This is a genomic window from Microbacterium alkaliflavum (assembly GCF_044325405.1).
Classification (GTDB): domain Bacteria; phylum Actinomycetota; class Actinomycetes; order Actinomycetales; family Microbacteriaceae; genus Microbacterium; species Microbacterium alkaliflavum.
Window position 1 is genome coordinate 45,343 of the sequence record NZ_JBIQWL010000014.1, and the last position, 14,180, is coordinate 59,522.

The following is a 14,180-nucleotide window of genomic DNA, read 5'->3' on the forward strand; positions in this document are numbered from 1 at the left end:
GACGAAGATCCAGAGCTGATCCGGGAGCGCGCGCCTACCGCTGCCCGAACCGCGCGCGGAGGTCGGCCTTGCGCACTTTGCCGGATGCTGTGCGGGGCAGATCTTCGACGACCACGACGTTCTTGGGCAGCTTGTAGCGCGCCAGGAGGCCGTCGAGGCGGGTGCGGACGATCTCGGTGTCGACATCGGCGCCCTCGCGGAGCGTCACGACCGCCCACGGCACCTCACCCCAGCGCTCGTCGGGCACGCCCACCACCGCGACGCCCGAGATGCCCTCGATGTCGGCGATGAGGTTCTCCACCTCGGCCGGATAGATGTTCTCGCCGCCCGAGATGATCATGTCCTTGAGCCGATCCGAGATGTACAGGTAGCCGTCGGCGTCGAGGTAGCCGAGGTCGCCGGAGCGGAACCAGCCGTCCTCGGTGAACGCCGCGGCGGTGGCCTCGGGCAGTCCGTGGTAGCCGAGGAACACGTTGGGGCCGACGACCTGGATCTCGCCGACCGTCCCCTGCGGCACGACCTCGCCGTGCTCGTCGGCGATCCGCACCTCGGTGAAGAAGTGCGCCAGACCGACGCTGCCCTGCTTCTTGCGCGTCATCGCGGGGGAGAGCGATGTCGCGCCGGGGGAGGTCTCGGTCATGCCGTACCCCTGCGAGAAGTGGAGGCCGCGATCCTCGTAGGCGTTGAGGATGCGGGTGGGGACCGCCGACCCGCCGCAGGTCAGCTTGTGCAGCGTGGAGAGGTCGGTCGTCGCCCACGCCGGGTGGTCGGCCAGCAGTTGGTAGGTCGTGGGCACGCCGCTCAGCATCGTCACGCCGCGGTCCTGGATGAGCGCGAGCGCGCGGCCCGGTTCGAACCCCTTCTCGAGTACGAGCGTCGCGCCCTTCAGGAGCACGGGCAGTGCGCCCATGCCGAGCGAGGCGACGTGGAAGAGGGGCGAGATCATCAGCGACACGTCGGTCGAGACGACGTCGTAGTCCACGATGCAGTTGAGGGCGACCCACGTCAGGTTGCCGTGGCTGAGCACGGCGCCCTTCGGCCGCCCGGTGGTGCCGGAGGTGTAGATGATCGCGGCCGGGTCGCCCAGGACGACATCCGCGACCGTGTGCCCGCCGGGGGCCGCGGCGACCAGTCGTGCGAGGCCGGGATGCTCGGGCAGCCCCTCGCCGGTGACGATGACGTGCGCGATCCGCCCGGCCTCGACGCCCGGCATCGCGCGGTCGAGGAACTCCGCGTCGAGGACGACCGCCTGGGCGTTCGAGTCGACCAGCACGTGCTGCACCTCGGGGGCGGCGAGACGCGTGTTGACCGGCACGAACACGGCGCCCAGCTGGGCGGCGCCGAACATCACCTGCAGGAACTGCGGGCTGTTCTCGCCGATGTACGCCACGGAGTCGCCGCGACGGATGCCGCGGTGCCAGAGCACGGCGGCGACGCGGTCGGCGGCATCCGCCAGTTCCCGATACGTCAGCTCGTCGTCGCCGAAGATCACGGCGACCTTGTCGGGGTTCTTCAGGCGACGTTTTGCGAGCCAGAAGCCGATTCCCTTGTGCATCGCTGCGGCATCCTCTCCCTCGAGGCGACGGTCTGGAGAGACCGGTCAGGCGTAGAAGCGGTAGAGGCCGCGGGCGACGACGGCGGGCTTCGTGCCGCCCTCGATCTCGATGGTCTGGTCGACGGCGAACTGGTAGCCGCCGGCCACCTCGACGACGTCGGAGATGACGGCGTTCATGCGCACGCGCGCGCCGACCTTGACGGGCGACACGAACCGCACCTTGTCGAGCCCGTAGTTCACGCGAGTGCTCACGCCGGTGACATCGAACAGCTCCGACCAGAACTTCACGGTGAGCGAGAGCGACAGGTAGCCGTGCGCGATCGCGCCACCGAAGGGACCGTCGGCCGCGCGGCCAGGATCGACGTGGATCCACTGGTGGTCGTCGGTCGCGTCGGCGAAGAGGTTCACGCGGTCCTGCGTGACCTCGAGCCACTCGGTCCAGCCGAGGTCGGTGCCGGCGAGTCCGGCGGCGTCGGAATAGGCGACGGTGGTGGTCATGGGTTCTCCTCGGGTCGGGAAGTCGGTGATGGATGCTCCGCCCCGGCCTCAGCCGAGACCCAGCAGTCGTGCGGCGTTGGCCTTCAGGATGCCGGGCATCACCTCGGGCTTGAGGGCGGTCTGCGGGGCGTCGCGGATCCAGCGGTCGGGGGTGAGCAGGGGGAAGTCCGAGCCGAAGAGCACGCGGGTCTTGAGGTACGAGTTGGCGGCGCGCACGAGCGATTCGGGGAAGTACTTCGGGCTCCAGCCGGACAGATCGATCCACGTGTTGGGCTTGTGGGTCGCGACGGACAGCGCCTCGTCCTGCCACGGCACCGACGGGTGGGCCATGATGATCTGCAGCTCCGGGAAGTCCGCGGCGACGCCGTCGAGGAGCATCGGGTTGGACAATGCCAGGCGGAGCCCTCGCCCGCCGGGCATGCCGGCCCCGATACCGGTCTGACCCGTGTGGAAGAGGGCCGGGACGCCCGCCTCTTGGACCGCCGCATAGATCGGATACCACCGCTCGTCGCTGGGGTCGAAACCCTGCACCGTGGGGTGGAACTTGAATCCTCGGACGCCGTTCTCCTCGACGAGTCGGCGGATGCGGTCCACGGCGTCGGCGTGGTGCGGATCGACGGAGCCGAACGGGATGAGCACGTCGTTGTTGCGGGACGCGCCCTCGGCGATCTCGGCGCTCGAGATGGACGGATGGTCCAGGAGGATCTCCGCGTCGACGGTGAAGACGACGGCGGCCGTGCGGCGTTCGCGGTAGTACGCGGCGACGCTGTCGAGATCGGGGCGGGGGCCGTCCGACTTGAAGTAGGCGGCGGCCGCCGCGGCGAGGTCGTCGGGGAGCGATGAGTGCCCGTGGTCGTCGACCTCGATGTGCACGTGCACGTCGATCGCGGTGACCGCGTCGAGATCGATCGCGGGTTCGTAGCGGCTCATGCGCGCGACTGCGGTCCCTGAGCCTGTCGAAGGGCCTCCGGCAGTGGCGGGAACTTCTCGCCGACCGACTGGAGGGGCCCTGCGGCGTCGGCGAAGCCGGCCGCGAGGTCGTCGTACGACCAGCCGCCCTCGTGGAAGGCGGTCGCGACGGGCTCGGGGTGCGACCACAACTGGAGGCGGTCGCCGCCGACTCCGATCGCCTGGCCGGAGACGCCGGCTGCGGCATCCGATGCGAGATACGCGATGAGTCCCGCGACGTCGTCCGACGTGCCGAACCCGAGATCGTGGCGGAAGAAGGCGGGCATCGGCTCGCCCGCGGCGTCGGCCTCGACGGCGCTGGCGAAGTAGGGAACGGTCGCCGTCATGGCGGTCGCGGCGACCGGGATGACGGCGTTCGCGGTGATGCCGGCGCGCTTGAGCTCGAGCGCCCACGTGCGCACCATGCCGACGATGCCGGCCTTGGCGGCGGCGTAGTTCGTCTGGCCGAAGTTGCCGCGCTGCCCGGTCGGGGAGCCGATGCAGATGATGCGGCCGGCGACCTCGTTCTCGCGCATCCAGCTCGCGGCCTCGCGCGCGCACGTGAAGGTGCCGCGGAGGTGCACGGTGATGACGGTGTCGAAGTCGTCGTCGCTCATCTTCCACAGCACCGTGTCGCGCAGCACGCCCGCGTTGGTGACGAGGATGTCCAGGCGCCCGAAGGCGTCGACCGCGGTGCGCACGAGCTGCTGGGCCGTCTCGGCGGAGCCGACGGGTGCGACGACGGCGACCGCCCGCCCGCCTTCGGCGGCGATGGTGGCGACGGCCTCGGCGGCCGTGGCCTCGTCGACGTCGTTGATCACGACGGCGGCGCCCCGACGGGCGAGCTCCTGGGCGTAGGCGAGGCCGAGGCCGCGGCCTGAGCCGGTGACGATGGCGACCTTGCCGTCGAGGGGGAGATGCGGGGACATTCGTGACTCCTTCGTTCCGGGACCCATTGAAGACCAAACGATTGAGAAACACAATCATTTTGTTCGACTATGGAATCGGCTACCATCGGGTCATGCCGAAAGCCGCCGCGCCTGCCACCTCCGAGGTGCTGCGGTCGTCGACGCTCACCGACCATCTCAACTTCCTCCTCGCGCGGGCCAACGCGATCGCGCTCGCCGCGGGCAACGCCGCGCTCGCTCAGCACGGGCTCAAGGTGCGCTCCTACTCGGTGCTCGTGCTCGCGTCGGGCGATGCGCGACCGTCGCAGCGCGAGCTCGCCGAATTCCTCCAGCTCGACCCGAGCCAGGTCGTGAGTCTCGTGGACGGGCTGGAGTCCCGGGGCCTCGTCGAGCGCACGCCCGATCCGTCGGACCGGCGCGCGAACGTCGTCGTGGCCACGGACGCCGGCCGTGCGCTCGCCGCCGTCGCGGGGGAATCGGCCCAGGCAGCCGAGCAGCGCGTGCACGCGCGGTTGACGTCGGACGAGCGGGAAACGCTGGCGACCCTGCTGCGCAGCCTGGCATTCCCCGAGGACTGAGGAGGCAGCGCGTGCGGCTCGAACCCGCCTCGGGCCTCGTCGTCCGCCAGTCGGTCGCCGGCACCGCCGCAGAAGATCTGCAGTCGTCGGTCGATCTGCTGCGGGCCGTCGCATCCGGTCACATCCCCGAGCAGCGCGTCGTGCGCCTCTACACCCCTCGGCCGACGCTGGCCCTGAGTCGCCGCGAGAGCCGGATGCCGGGGTTCGAGCGAGCGTGCGCGAGCGCGGAGCGGCTGGGGTTCGAGCCGGCCGTGCGGCCGACCGGAGGGCGGGCCGTGGCCTACGACGAATCCTGCCTGATCGTCGACGTCGTCTGCCGTGACGACGGAATGGATCAGAACGAGTTCTTCGCGCGGGCGGGGCACACGATGGTCGACGCACTCCGCGCGCTCGGCGTCGACGCGAGGGTCGGTCCGGTCGCCGGCGAGTACTGCCCGGGGGAGTTCAGCATCAACTCCCGCGGGGTCGTGAAGCTGATGGGAACCTCCCAACGTGCCGTCCGCGGAGCACGACTGCTGAGCGGGATGCTCGCGCTCGGCGATGTCGGCCACCTCGTCGAGGTGCTGGTCGAGGCGAATCGCGCGCTCGAGCTGGAGTGGCGCCCGGAGACGTTCGGAACGCTCACGTCGGAGGCCCCGCACGTGCGACGTGCCGACCTCGAGGCATCCCTGATCCGTGCTCTGCTTCCGCTCGGGGCGACCCCGGCAACCGGCTCGCGCGAGGACGCCTGACGTCTCGCGGAATTGAGATGCGGAAGGGCCGACCGGACGGGTGAGGTCCGATCGGCCCCGCGCCCGTGCTCGTCAGGCGATCGCGGCGCGCAGCTCCGCCGCGGCCGCGCCCACGTCGGGGGCGCTGTAGATCGCGCTGCCGGCGACGGCGACCTGCGCGCCGGAGGCCTGCACGGACGGGATCGTGCCGGCCTTCACGCCACCCGCGATGGAGAAGGGGACGCCCGACGACTCGCCGTCGCGCAGGAGCTTCTCGAAGGTGAAGCCCTCCTCGGCCTGCTCGTCCAGGCCCGCGTGGACCTCGACGAAGTCGGCACCCAGGGCGACGGCCTCCTTGGCGCGGGCGGGCTTGTCCGTGACGCCGATGAGGTCGACGACGACGCCCTTGCCGTGCTTGCGGGCGGCCTTGACGGCGCCCGCGATGGTGCTGTCGCCCGCGGTGCCCAGCACCGTCACGAGGTCGGCGCCGGCCGCGAAGGCGATCTCGGCCTCGAGCTCTCCGGCATCCATCGTCTTCAGATCGGCGAAGACGATCTTGTCGGGGTGGGCCTCCTTGATCGCGGTGATCGCGGAGAGGCCCTCGCTCTTGATGAGCGGGGTGCCGAGCTCGAGGATGTCGACGTGCGGGGCCGCCGCGGCGGCGAGCTCGAGCGCCTTCTCGGTGGTCAGGGTGTCGATGGCGAACTGCAGCTTCATGGGTGTCCTTTCGTGTGCTGCGGTCATTCGAGGTTGGCGTGGCGTGGCCACAGGTCGTCGGCTGTCTCGCCCGACCGGATCCAGAGCGCGTGGAAGAGGGCATCCCCGAGCAGCACGACCGTCTGCTCGAAGAGGCTCCCCGCGTATTGGGCCGACGCGGCTCCGGAGCGGTCGAGCTTGTCGGCAGCGGGGACGAGCACGACGACGGTGGCGAGCCGGGCCAGAGGGGAGTCGGCGACGGTCGTGATCGCTGCGACTTCGGCCCCGACGTTGACGGCCGTCTCGGCCGCGCGGACGATTCCCCCGGTGGTGCCGGAGCCGCTCGCGGTGAGCAGCAGATCCGCCGAGGTGATCGCGGGGGTCGTCACCTCACCGACGACGTACGTCTCGATGCCGAGGTGCATGAGCCGCATGGCGGTCATCCGGAGGGCGAGACCCGAGCGGCCGGCCCCGAGCAGGAAGACCCGGCGTGCGCCGGCGATGAGGTCGGCGGTCGCTGCGAGCGCGTCGGAGTCGGCGGCGCCGATGCGCTCCGCCGTCGTCGCGAGCTCCTGGACGATGCGAGCGAGCGAGTCGTCGATCCGCGTGTCGAGCAGTTCCATGCGACCCATCCTGCGGTGGGTGCCCGGGCGATGTCGCCCGCCCAACGAACGGATAGACCTACCGGATAGTAGGGGTTCACCGGAATGGGTAGGATGATGCGGCATGAACGCCGACGCCCAGATCCCCTCACCCGCCGAGCGTCGCCTTCAGGCCGAGCGTTCGCGGACGATCGTCGAGGAGACGGATCGTCACGCCGTCGCGCTGGAGTCGATCCTCGCGATCCTCCGATCGGCACGGCTCGACGATCGGGCCGCGCGCACGCTCGCGATCGACACTGCCGCGTCCGCGCTCGTCGACCTTCGGACGGCCACAGATGAGCAGCGCACCGCCCTGATCGAACCCGTCGTCGGCGCGTTCGCCCGGCTGCGGTCCGACCTCAAGCCGCTGGTCCGCTTCGGCGACCTCGACGTGCAGTTCGTCGAACCGCCGGCCAACGGCCGAGCCCTCCCCGGCGACGTCGCCCACGCGGCGCGGGCCATCGTGCGGCACTCGGTGCTGGCGCTCGTGGATGCCGGCGACGCGCACCGCGTCCGCATCCAATGGGACTGCGACGGGCTCAATCTGCTGATCGCGATCCGCGATGACGGTCGCGGCGAGCTCGCGGCGCATGACGACAGCCTCCGTCCGATCGCCGAGCGGGTCACGGCTCTGGACGGGGAGCTGAAGGTCGACTCGACCCCGGGGTGGGGATCCGCGGTGGAGATCGTGCTCCCGCTCGACCCGCCGTCCGAGCCGGAGACCCTGTTCGCAGACCTCGAGCTCAGTCCGCGGGAGCAGGAGGTGCTCTCACTTCTCGCAACCGGCCTTCGCAATCGCGACATCGCCGATCGCCTGGCGATCAGCGAGAACACGGCCAAGTTCCACGTCTCGAACCTGCTGCGCAAGTCCGGCTCGCGAAGCCGTGCCGCGCTGATCGCGACCGTGCGCCAGACGACGGGGTGAACCACCGCATCATTCGCGGATTGCCCCAGGCATTCCCGACCGTTGTCAGCCCTTGTGCTGGGCGCGATAGCCGGTCGGGCTGACGCCGTGCACGCGGCGGAAATGCCGCGAGAAGTACAGCGGATCGGCATACCCGACGGCGGCGGCGATCTCGGTGACGGGAAGGGTCGTCGTGTCGAGCAGCGCGCGGGCGCGTGTCATCTTGAGCGCCGTGTGGAAGGCGGCCGGACCCGAACCCGTCGCCTCGCGGAACAGTGCGCTCAAGTGGGATGCCGACAGCCCGACCATGCCCGCGAGCTCGGCGACCGAGATGTCGCCGTCGACGCGGGATTCGAGGTAGCGCATCGCGCGCTCGAGGGGCGAGCCGTCGGCCGGCAGGACGCTGTCGGCGGCGATCCGGGTGAGCAGAAGCCACGCGAGGCCCGACGCCGTCAGCAGGTGCGCGGGCGAGAGCCGGCGCTCCATGATGCCGACGAGCTCGTCGAACAGCGCGACGACGTGTTCGAGCGACCGCAGCCGGGTCAGCGGACGCGTGACGCCGAGCAGCGGACCCGTCAGCTCCGCGACATCCGTCCCGCGCACGTGCATCCACCAGATCGTCCATGGATCGTCGGAGGACGCCTGATACTCGTGCGGTGCGCCGGCGGGGAGCGTGATGCAGGCCGAGGGGCTCAGCCCGTGCGTCTCGCCGCCGAGCCGCACCGTGCCCGAGCCCGCGACGCACAGCAGCACGACGGTCTCGCGGGCTCCGTTCCGGCGTTGGCGGCGGTGGCCGCTCGCTGCAGGGAAGAACCCGGCGTCGGTCACGGTCAGCCGCCGCGTGCCCGGCCGCTCGAGGGCCGCTTCGACCTGAGGACGCGGGACGACGCAGAGGCGCTGGTTCTCGAAGCCCTCGATCCGATAGTGGGGCGCGGCATCCATCGTCGTTTCATCCATGTTTCTCCCTCCTCTGACCATACCGCCGCGCTCATCCGCTCCTTAGCGTGGACGACGATCCGCCCGTGAACCCCGAAGGAGCTCAGCGATGGCCGCTGAACCGACAACCCTCGCCCCGGTCGACGCCCCGCTGACCCTGCCCGGTGCGCCCGCGCCGCTCATAGCATCCCTCGCACGCGGCGAGGCCGTCGCGTGGCGCGAGCCGCTGGCGATCCGCACCTACGAGACGGCGGCCCCGAGCCCGTACCCGATGTATCTGGATCAGCGCGTGTACCAGGGCTCGAGCGGCAAGGTCTATCCGATCCCGTTCACGGAGAGCATCGCCGACGAGGCGATGCTGCGGGAGTGGGATGCGGTCCACCTGGAGAACGAGTACGTGCGGCTCGTCGTGCTGCCCGAGCTGGGCGGCCGGATCCACGTGGGCTTCGACAAGACGACGGGCTACGACTTCTTCTACCGCAACAACGTCATCAAGCCCGCGCTCGTGGGCCTCGCGGGCCCCTGGATCAGCGGTGGCGTCGAGTTCAACTGGCCGCAGCACCATCGCCCCGCGACCTACCTCCCCGTCGAGACGTCGATCGAGCACGGCGACGACGGCTCGGTCACCGTCTGGTGCCACGACCACGATCCGTTCGCGAGGATGTCGGCGCAGCACGGCGTGCGGCTGCGGCCCGGCAGCTCCGTCGTCGAGCTTGCGGTGCGCCTGCACAACCGCACCGACGAGCGCCAGACGTTCCTGTGGTGGGCGAACGTCGCCGCACGCGTGCACGACGAGTACCAGTCCTTCTTCCCCGAGGACGTGCGCTACGTCGCCGACCACGCGCGCCGAGCCCTCACGGCGTTCCCGGCGGCGGATCGCCCGTACTACGGCGTCGACTATCCGGCGATCGCCCAGGGCCACCCGGGCGCGGACCGCATCGACTGGTACCGCAACATCCCCGTGCCGACGTCGTACATGATCGTCGACTCGCAGCAGGACTTCTTCGGTGGCTACGACCACGACGCCGCCGCGGGCTTCGTGCACTGGGCCGAGCGCCGTCTCTCGCCGGGCAAGAAGCAGTGGACGTGGGGTGATGCGCCGTTCGGCCACGCGTGGGACGACCAGCTCACCGACGGCGACGGCCCCTACGTCGAACTCATGGCCGGGGTCTACACCGACAACCAGCCCGACTTCAGCTGGATCCTCCCCGGCGAGACGAAGGTCTTCACCCAGTACTGGTACCCCATCCCCGCGGTGGGCGCGGCACACCAGGCGACACCGGATGCCGCCATCCACGTCGACCGGGAGGCGGGGCTCGCCGCGACCGTCGCCGTGACGAGCCCGCAGCCCGGGGCGGTCCTCCGCATCCGGCGCGACGGTGAGGTCGCGGCATCCACGACCCTCGATCTCGTCCCCGGCGTGCCCGCGCGCCTCGCCGCGGACGTGCCCGCGGAGGGCTCCGTCGTCGAGCTCGTCGACGCGAAGGGCCGACTGCTCGTGCGCTGGACGCCGACGACGGTCGCCGACGAGGAGCCGTGGGTCGCCGAGGAACCGCTCGCGCCCGACGGCCTCTCCTCGGTCGAAGAGCTCTACCTCACGGGCCTCCACCTGGCGCAGTACCGTCACCCGACGCGCTCGCCCCTCGACTACTGGAACGCCGCGCTGCGGATCGACCCCGGCGACGTACGCACGAATCTCGCGCTCGCCGACCGGGACTACCGCGCGGGTCGCTACGTGCGGGCGCTGGAGCGGGTCGATCTCGCGCTGAACCGGCTCACGCGGCGCAATGCGAACCCCGTCGACGCCGAGGCCTTCCACCTGCGCGGGCTCGTGCTGCGACGGCTCGGCCGCGTCGCCGAGGCGGAGGCCGCGTTCGGCAAGGCCGGGTGGGACGGCACGTGGGCCGCGGCGTCGGGATTCGCCCTCGCACAGTCCCTCGCGGGCCGGCAGCAGAACCGCGCCGCCCTGCGCGTGCTCGACACCCTCGACGGCATCGTCGGCCACGACACGCGTCGCATCGCGCTGCGCGCGATCATCCTGCGTCGCCTGGGCGACCCGGCGGCCGCCGAGACCCTCCTCGTCGACGCGCTCGCGGCCGATCCTCTCGACGGGACGCTGCGCGTCCTGGCCGGGCGCCCCGTCGCCGACGACGCGGGTCTGCTCGTCGACGTCGCGCTCGACCTGCGGAACGCCGGCGCGTTAGAGGATGCGCTGACCACGCTCGCCCGGGCGATCGGAGTCCCGGTCTCGGGGGCGGGCAACCTCCGGCCGGTCGCGCACTATATCGCGGCCGCGATCCTCGACCGACTCGGGCGGTGCCACGAGGCACGGCTGCAGCGGCTCGCGTCGCGCACCTCCGATCCCGCCTACGCGTTCCCCCACGGACTGGATGCGCTCGACGCGCTCGAGTCGGCGATCGCGAAGGACCCCGAGGATGCCGTCGCGCACTCGCTGCTCGGGATGCTGCTGTACGGGCACGGCCGCCGCGCGGCGGCGCTGCGCCACTGGCGGCAGGCGATCGACCTCGGTCTGGTCGACCCCGTGCTGCTGCGCAACGCCGGCCTGGCCGAATACAACGTCGCGCACGACGACGTCGAGGCGTGGAGCCTCTACGAATGGGCCGTCGAGGTCGCGCCGGAGGATGCGCGGCTGCGCTTCGAGCAGGATCAACTCGCCCGGCGGCTCGGGCACTCGGACGCAGACCGCCTCGCCCGGCTGCGACCGGCGGAAGCGCTCGTGCTGACCCGCGACGACCTCACGATCGAGTACGTCGGGCTCCTCGTCGCCGAGGGAGAGGCGGCGCGCGCCCTCGAGATCCTCGTGACACGCCCCTTCCATCCGTGGGAGGGGGGAGAAGGGCTCGCGATCGCCGCCTGGGATGCCGCTCACGAGGCGCTCGGAATGCCCGTCGCCGATCCGCCGGCGACTCTGGGCGAGGCGCGTGCGCACTACACGCCGCCGGTCGCACGCCGCGACGACGGAGTGACGGACTACTTCGCGACGAGCCTTCCCGCGCTGCTGCTCTTCGCACGCGACACCGGCGAATGACCAGGACTCCGGCCTCGGGCGCGCAGTTCGAGCTGCGCGCCGGCGGCTGGCATGCGGTCGTCGCGAGCGTGGGCGCGTCGCTGCGCATCCTGCGCCGGAACGGCCGCGACCTCGTCGCGCCGTTCGGCGCGGACGAGCTCAGACCCGCGATGCGCGGCGCCGTGCTCGCGCCGTGGCCGAACCGGACGGCCGACGGACGCTACGCATTCGGCGGCGCCGTGCATCAGCTGCCCGTCGACGACCTGGCCGCGGGCAACGCGTCGCACGGACTCGTGGCGTGGACGTCGTTCGACGTCGCCCGGCCCGATGCGGCCTCAGCACTCCTCACGACGACGATCGAGCCACGCCCCGGCTACCCGTGGCGCGTGCGGGTGGACGTCGCGTTCGCGCTGACGGACGACGGACTCCGGCAGGACGTCACGGCGACGAACCTCTCGGCCGCGGCGGCTCCGTTCGGCGTGGGCGGTCATCCCTACCTCCTCGCCGGGCCGGCGAGCGCGCGGGCGATCGGCGAATGGGTGCTCACCGTGCCCGCCGATCGCGTCCTGCTGACCTCACCCGACCGGCTCCTGCCCACCGACCTGGTTGACGTCGCCGCGTTCGAGGACGGCGCCTACGACTTCCGGTCGCCGCGCAGGCTGGGTGACAGCATCCTGAATCACGCCTTCACGGGGCTCGCACGCGATGCGGACGGGCGCACGCGGGTGCGTCTCGTCGACGGTGCGGGCGTCGGCGCCGAGGTCGAGCTCGATGAGAGCTGCCCGTGGGTTCAGCTCTACACGGCGGACGAGCTGCCCGGGACGGACCGTCGCCACGCCGTCGCGGTCGAGCCCATGACGTGCCCGCCCGATGCCCTCAACTCGGGGATCGACCTCCGCACGATCCCGCCGGGCGGATCGACGATCGCGAGCTGGAGCATCAAGGCCATCGGCTGAGCCTGCGGGGTCACCGGTACTGGAGCGACCACAGCTGCCGGTAGCGGCCCGCCCGCTCGAGGAGCTCGCCATGAGTGCCCTCCTCGACGATCCGGCCGCCGTCGAGCACGACGATGCGATCCGCGTTCATGATCGTGGAGAGCCGGTGCGCGACGACGAGCGTCGTGCGGCCGCGCATGAGCTGCTCGAGGGCCTGCTGCACCTGGCGCTCGGACTCGGAGTCCAGCGCGCTCGTGGCCTCGTCGAGCAGGAGCACCCGCGGGTCGCGGACGAGTGCGCGTGCGATCGACAGGCGCTGGCGCTGGCCCCCGGACAGCCGCGCGCCGCGCTCGCCGACGACGGTGTCCCAGCCCGCCGGGAGCCCGTCGACGAGCTCGAGCGCGTTCGCGCGGCGCAGCGCGTCGCGGACGACCTCGTCGGGCACGCCGCGCAGCCCGTAGGTGACGTTCTCGCGGATCGAGCCCTCGAACATGACGGACTCCTGCGGCACGACCGACACCCGCCGTCGCACGGAGCGCAGATCGAGTGCCTGCATGTCGAGGCCATCGAGCAGGATCGTCCCGGACGTGGGCCGGACGAACCCCAGCACGGTGTTCATGAGGGTCGACTTTCCCGAGCCGGACGCGCCGACGAAGGCCACCGTCTCGCCCGGCTCGATCGTCAGGTGGATCGCGTCGAGGGCGGGCCGTGCCGAGCCGGGGTAGGCGACGGTCACGGCGTGCAGCTCGAACCGCCCTGTGATGTCGTCGACGCGGCGCTTGCCCTCGTTGATCTCGAGGTCGGGCTCGTGCAGCACCTCGGCGAGCGAACGCGCCGACTCCCGCCCCTTCGCGACGATCGGCATGAAGCTCAGCACCGTCATGACCGTGCCTGTCAGCGTCGTGAAGTAGGTGCCCAGCAGCACGACCTGCCCGGGGGTGATCGGCATGATCTGCGACACCGACAGGGCTCCGGCGCCGAGCAGGCAGCCGATCGCGAGGAGCTGCATCGTCACCCAGCTCAGCGCGCCGAAGTGGCCGTTGACCATGTCGAGGTCGAGTCCCCGGTCGCGCACGCCTTCGGCATCCCGTGCGACGCGGTCGAACGAGACGTCCTCGAGACCGTGCGCCCGCGTCACCGGCATGAGGGTCGCCATCTCGCCGACGCGGCGCGAATACTGCTCCATCTGGAGGCGGAACTGCTCGTTGCGGCGGTGCGACCGGCGCCGCATCAGCAGCCACACGCCGATGCCGCACGGGATCGTCAAGGCGTAGACGGGGAGGAACTGCGGAACGGTGATGGCTGTCATGACGACGGTCCCGCAGAACACGACGATCGCCGAGCCGAGCGGGTTGCCGATCTGCCCGAACATGAGCTCGATGTTCTCGACGTCGCGCACGACCTTGCTCTGCATGACGGCAGCGCTCGTTCGCGCGTAGTAGCCGATCGACAGGGTCTGCAGCCGGGCTGTGACGGCGTTTCGCAGCGTCACGCCCAGGGTCCGGATCATCCCCATGTAGAGCCGTGTGAACAGGACGTGCATGGGGTACACCTGCATGAGCAGCACGGCGCTCACGATCGCCAGCACGCCGAGCGACTGCAGCGGCCCTCCGGCGACGACGATGTCGACCGCCATCGACGTGATGACCGGCAGCAGCCACAGGGGGCTGTCCTTGATGAGGAAGATCGAGGCGATCCCGACGATGCGTCCGCGATAGGGACGCAGTGTCCGGATCAGGGAGCCGATGGGATGCTGCGGATCCAGCGCGACCTCGGAGCGACGGTGCGGAGGGCTGTGCGGCGGAGCACTGTTGTTCATCGATGTCCCACGGAAAGACTGACT

At 71.0% G+C, this 14,180-nt stretch carries 13 protein-coding genes; 5 read left to right on the plus strand and 8 right to left on the minus strand.

Annotated elements, in window-relative coordinates; genetic code table 11:
- Positions 1-34: 34 nt before the first annotated feature.
- Genes ACH3VR_RS21545 through ACH3VR_RS21560 form a run of 4 tightly spaced genes read right to left on the minus strand, consistent with a single transcriptional unit; the run spans position 35 to position 3,930 of the window.
- A complete protein-coding gene (locus ACH3VR_RS21545; RefSeq protein ID WP_397558392.1) occupies positions 35-1,555 on the minus strand; it encodes an acyl-CoA synthetase in 1,521 nt (506 codons plus the stop codon).
- A gap of 45 nt (positions 1,556-1,600) precedes the next feature.
- Positions 1,601-2,053, minus strand: coding sequence for a MaoC family dehydratase (locus ACH3VR_RS21550; protein WP_397558393.1), 453 nt, complete (start codon positions 2,051-2,053; stop codon positions 1,601-1,603).
- A gap of 48 nt (positions 2,054-2,101) precedes the next feature.
- The gene (locus ACH3VR_RS21555; RefSeq protein ID WP_397558394.1) at positions 2,102-2,983 is read right to left on the minus strand and encodes an amidohydrolase family protein; all 882 of its coding nucleotides are present in this window, start codon (positions 2,981-2,983) and stop codon (positions 2,102-2,104) included.
- A complete protein-coding gene (locus ACH3VR_RS21560; protein WP_397558395.1) occupies positions 2,980-3,930 on the minus strand; it encodes an SDR family oxidoreductase in 951 nt (316 codons plus the stop codon). The genes ACH3VR_RS21555 and ACH3VR_RS21560 overlap by 4 nt, the downstream gene beginning before the upstream one ends.
- 92 nt (positions 3,931-4,022) lie before the next feature.
- Here ACH3VR_RS21560 and ACH3VR_RS21565 point away from each other — a divergent pair, with 92 nt between their 5' ends.
- Both ACH3VR_RS21565 and ACH3VR_RS21570 read left to right on the plus strand, forming a co-directional pair.
- Entirely contained in the window at positions 4,023-4,487 is a 465-nt protein-coding gene (locus ACH3VR_RS21565) for a MarR family winged helix-turn-helix transcriptional regulator (protein WP_397558396.1), read from the plus strand.
- An 11-nt stretch (positions 4,488-4,498) separates the two neighbouring features.
- Positions 4,499-5,218, plus strand: coding sequence for a lipoate--protein ligase family protein (locus tag ACH3VR_RS21570; RefSeq protein ID WP_397558397.1), 720 nt, complete (start codon positions 4,499-4,501; stop codon positions 5,216-5,218).
- Between the two features lie 72 nt (positions 5,219-5,290).
- Here the strand turns inward: ACH3VR_RS21570 and hxlA are convergent, their stop codons facing one another.
- Positions 5,291-5,914 carry a 3-hexulose-6-phosphate synthase gene (hxlA, locus tag ACH3VR_RS21575; protein ID WP_397558398.1) on the minus strand — a complete coding sequence of 208 codons (624 nt, stop codon included), beginning with the start codon at positions 5,912-5,914 and terminating at the stop codon, positions 5,291-5,293.
- Positions 5,915-5,937: 23 nt separating this feature from the next.
- Positions 5,938-6,516: a 6-phospho-3-hexuloisomerase gene (gene hxlB / locus ACH3VR_RS21580; RefSeq protein WP_397558399.1), complete on the minus strand. Its 579-nt coding sequence runs from the start codon at positions 6,514-6,516 to the stop codon at positions 5,938-5,940.
- A 103-nt stretch (positions 6,517-6,619) separates the two neighbouring features.
- On the opposite strand from hxlB, the gene ACH3VR_RS21585 reads away from it, so the two are divergent.
- Positions 6,620-7,459: a LuxR C-terminal-related transcriptional regulator gene (locus tag ACH3VR_RS21585; RefSeq protein WP_397558400.1), complete on the plus strand. Its 840-nt coding sequence runs from the start codon at positions 6,620-6,622 to the stop codon at positions 7,457-7,459.
- A gap of 45 nt (positions 7,460-7,504) precedes the next feature.
- Here ACH3VR_RS21585 and ACH3VR_RS21590 read toward each other — a convergent pair whose 3' ends face one another.
- Positions 7,505-8,395 (minus strand): helix-turn-helix domain-containing protein, encoded by an 891-nt coding sequence (locus tag ACH3VR_RS21590; protein ID WP_397558401.1) that lies wholly within the window; start codon positions 8,393-8,395, stop codon positions 7,505-7,507.
- A gap of 88 nt (positions 8,396-8,483) precedes the next feature.
- On the opposite strand from ACH3VR_RS21590, the gene ACH3VR_RS21595 reads away from it, so the two are divergent.
- Both ACH3VR_RS21595 and ACH3VR_RS21600 read left to right on the plus strand, forming a co-directional pair.
- Positions 8,484-11,423, plus strand: coding sequence for a DUF5107 domain-containing protein (locus tag ACH3VR_RS21595; RefSeq protein ID WP_397558402.1), 2,940 nt, complete (start codon positions 8,484-8,486; stop codon positions 11,421-11,423).
- A complete protein-coding gene (locus tag ACH3VR_RS21600) occupies positions 11,420-12,358 on the plus strand; it encodes an aldose 1-epimerase family protein (RefSeq protein ID WP_397558403.1) in 939 nt (312 codons plus the stop codon). Before ACH3VR_RS21595 ends, ACH3VR_RS21600 begins: the two co-directional genes overlap by 4 nt.
- 10 nt (positions 12,359-12,368) lie before the next feature.
- Here ACH3VR_RS21600 and ACH3VR_RS21605 read toward each other — a convergent pair whose 3' ends face one another.
- Positions 12,369-14,156, minus strand: a complete 1,788-nt coding sequence (locus ACH3VR_RS21605) for an ABC transporter ATP-binding protein (protein ID WP_397558404.1) — start codon at positions 14,154-14,156, stop codon at positions 12,369-12,371.
- Positions 14,157-14,180 lie beyond the last annotated feature (24 nt).

Excerpts from the sequence above, each read along its gene's own strand:
- hxlB (WP_397558399.1), bottom strand. The coding sequence starts at position 6,516 with ATGGAACTGCTCGACACGCGGATCGACGACTCGCTCGCTCGCATCGTC.
- ACH3VR_RS21590 (WP_397558401.1), bottom strand. The coding sequence starts at position 8,395 with ATGGATGAAACGACGATGGATGCCGCGCCCCACTATCGGATCGAGGGC.
- ACH3VR_RS21585 (WP_397558400.1), top strand. The coding sequence starts at position 6,620 with ATGAACGCCGACGCCCAGATCCCCTCACCCGCCGAGCGTCGCCTTCAG.
- ACH3VR_RS21560 (WP_397558395.1), bottom strand. The coding sequence starts at position 3,930 with ATGTCCCCGCATCTCCCCCTCGACGGCAAGGTCGCCATCGTCACCGGC.
- ACH3VR_RS21555 (WP_397558394.1), bottom strand. The coding sequence starts at position 2,983 with ATGAGCCGCTACGAACCCGCGATCGATCTCGACGCGGTCACCGCGATC.
- ACH3VR_RS21565 (WP_397558396.1), top strand. The coding sequence starts at position 4,023 with ATGCCGAAAGCCGCCGCGCCTGCCACCTCCGAGGTGCTGCGGTCGTCG.
- ACH3VR_RS21605 (WP_397558404.1), bottom strand. The coding sequence starts at position 14,156 with ATGAACAACAGTGCTCCGCCGCACAGCCCTCCGCACCGTCGCTCCGAG.
- hxlA (WP_397558398.1), bottom strand. The coding sequence starts at position 5,914 with ATGAAGCTGCAGTTCGCCATCGACACCCTGACCACCGAGAAGGCGCTC.
- ACH3VR_RS21545 (WP_397558392.1), bottom strand. The coding sequence starts at position 1,555 with ATGCACAAGGGAATCGGCTTCTGGCTCGCAAAACGTCGCCTGAAGAAC.
- ACH3VR_RS21595 (WP_397558402.1), top strand. The coding sequence starts at position 8,484 with ATGGCCGCTGAACCGACAACCCTCGCCCCGGTCGACGCCCCGCTGACC.
- ACH3VR_RS21550 (WP_397558393.1), bottom strand. The coding sequence starts at position 2,053 with ATGACCACCACCGTCGCCTATTCCGACGCCGCCGGACTCGCCGGCACC.
- ACH3VR_RS21600 (WP_397558403.1), top strand. The coding sequence starts at position 11,420 with ATGACCAGGACTCCGGCCTCGGGCGCGCAGTTCGAGCTGCGCGCCGGC.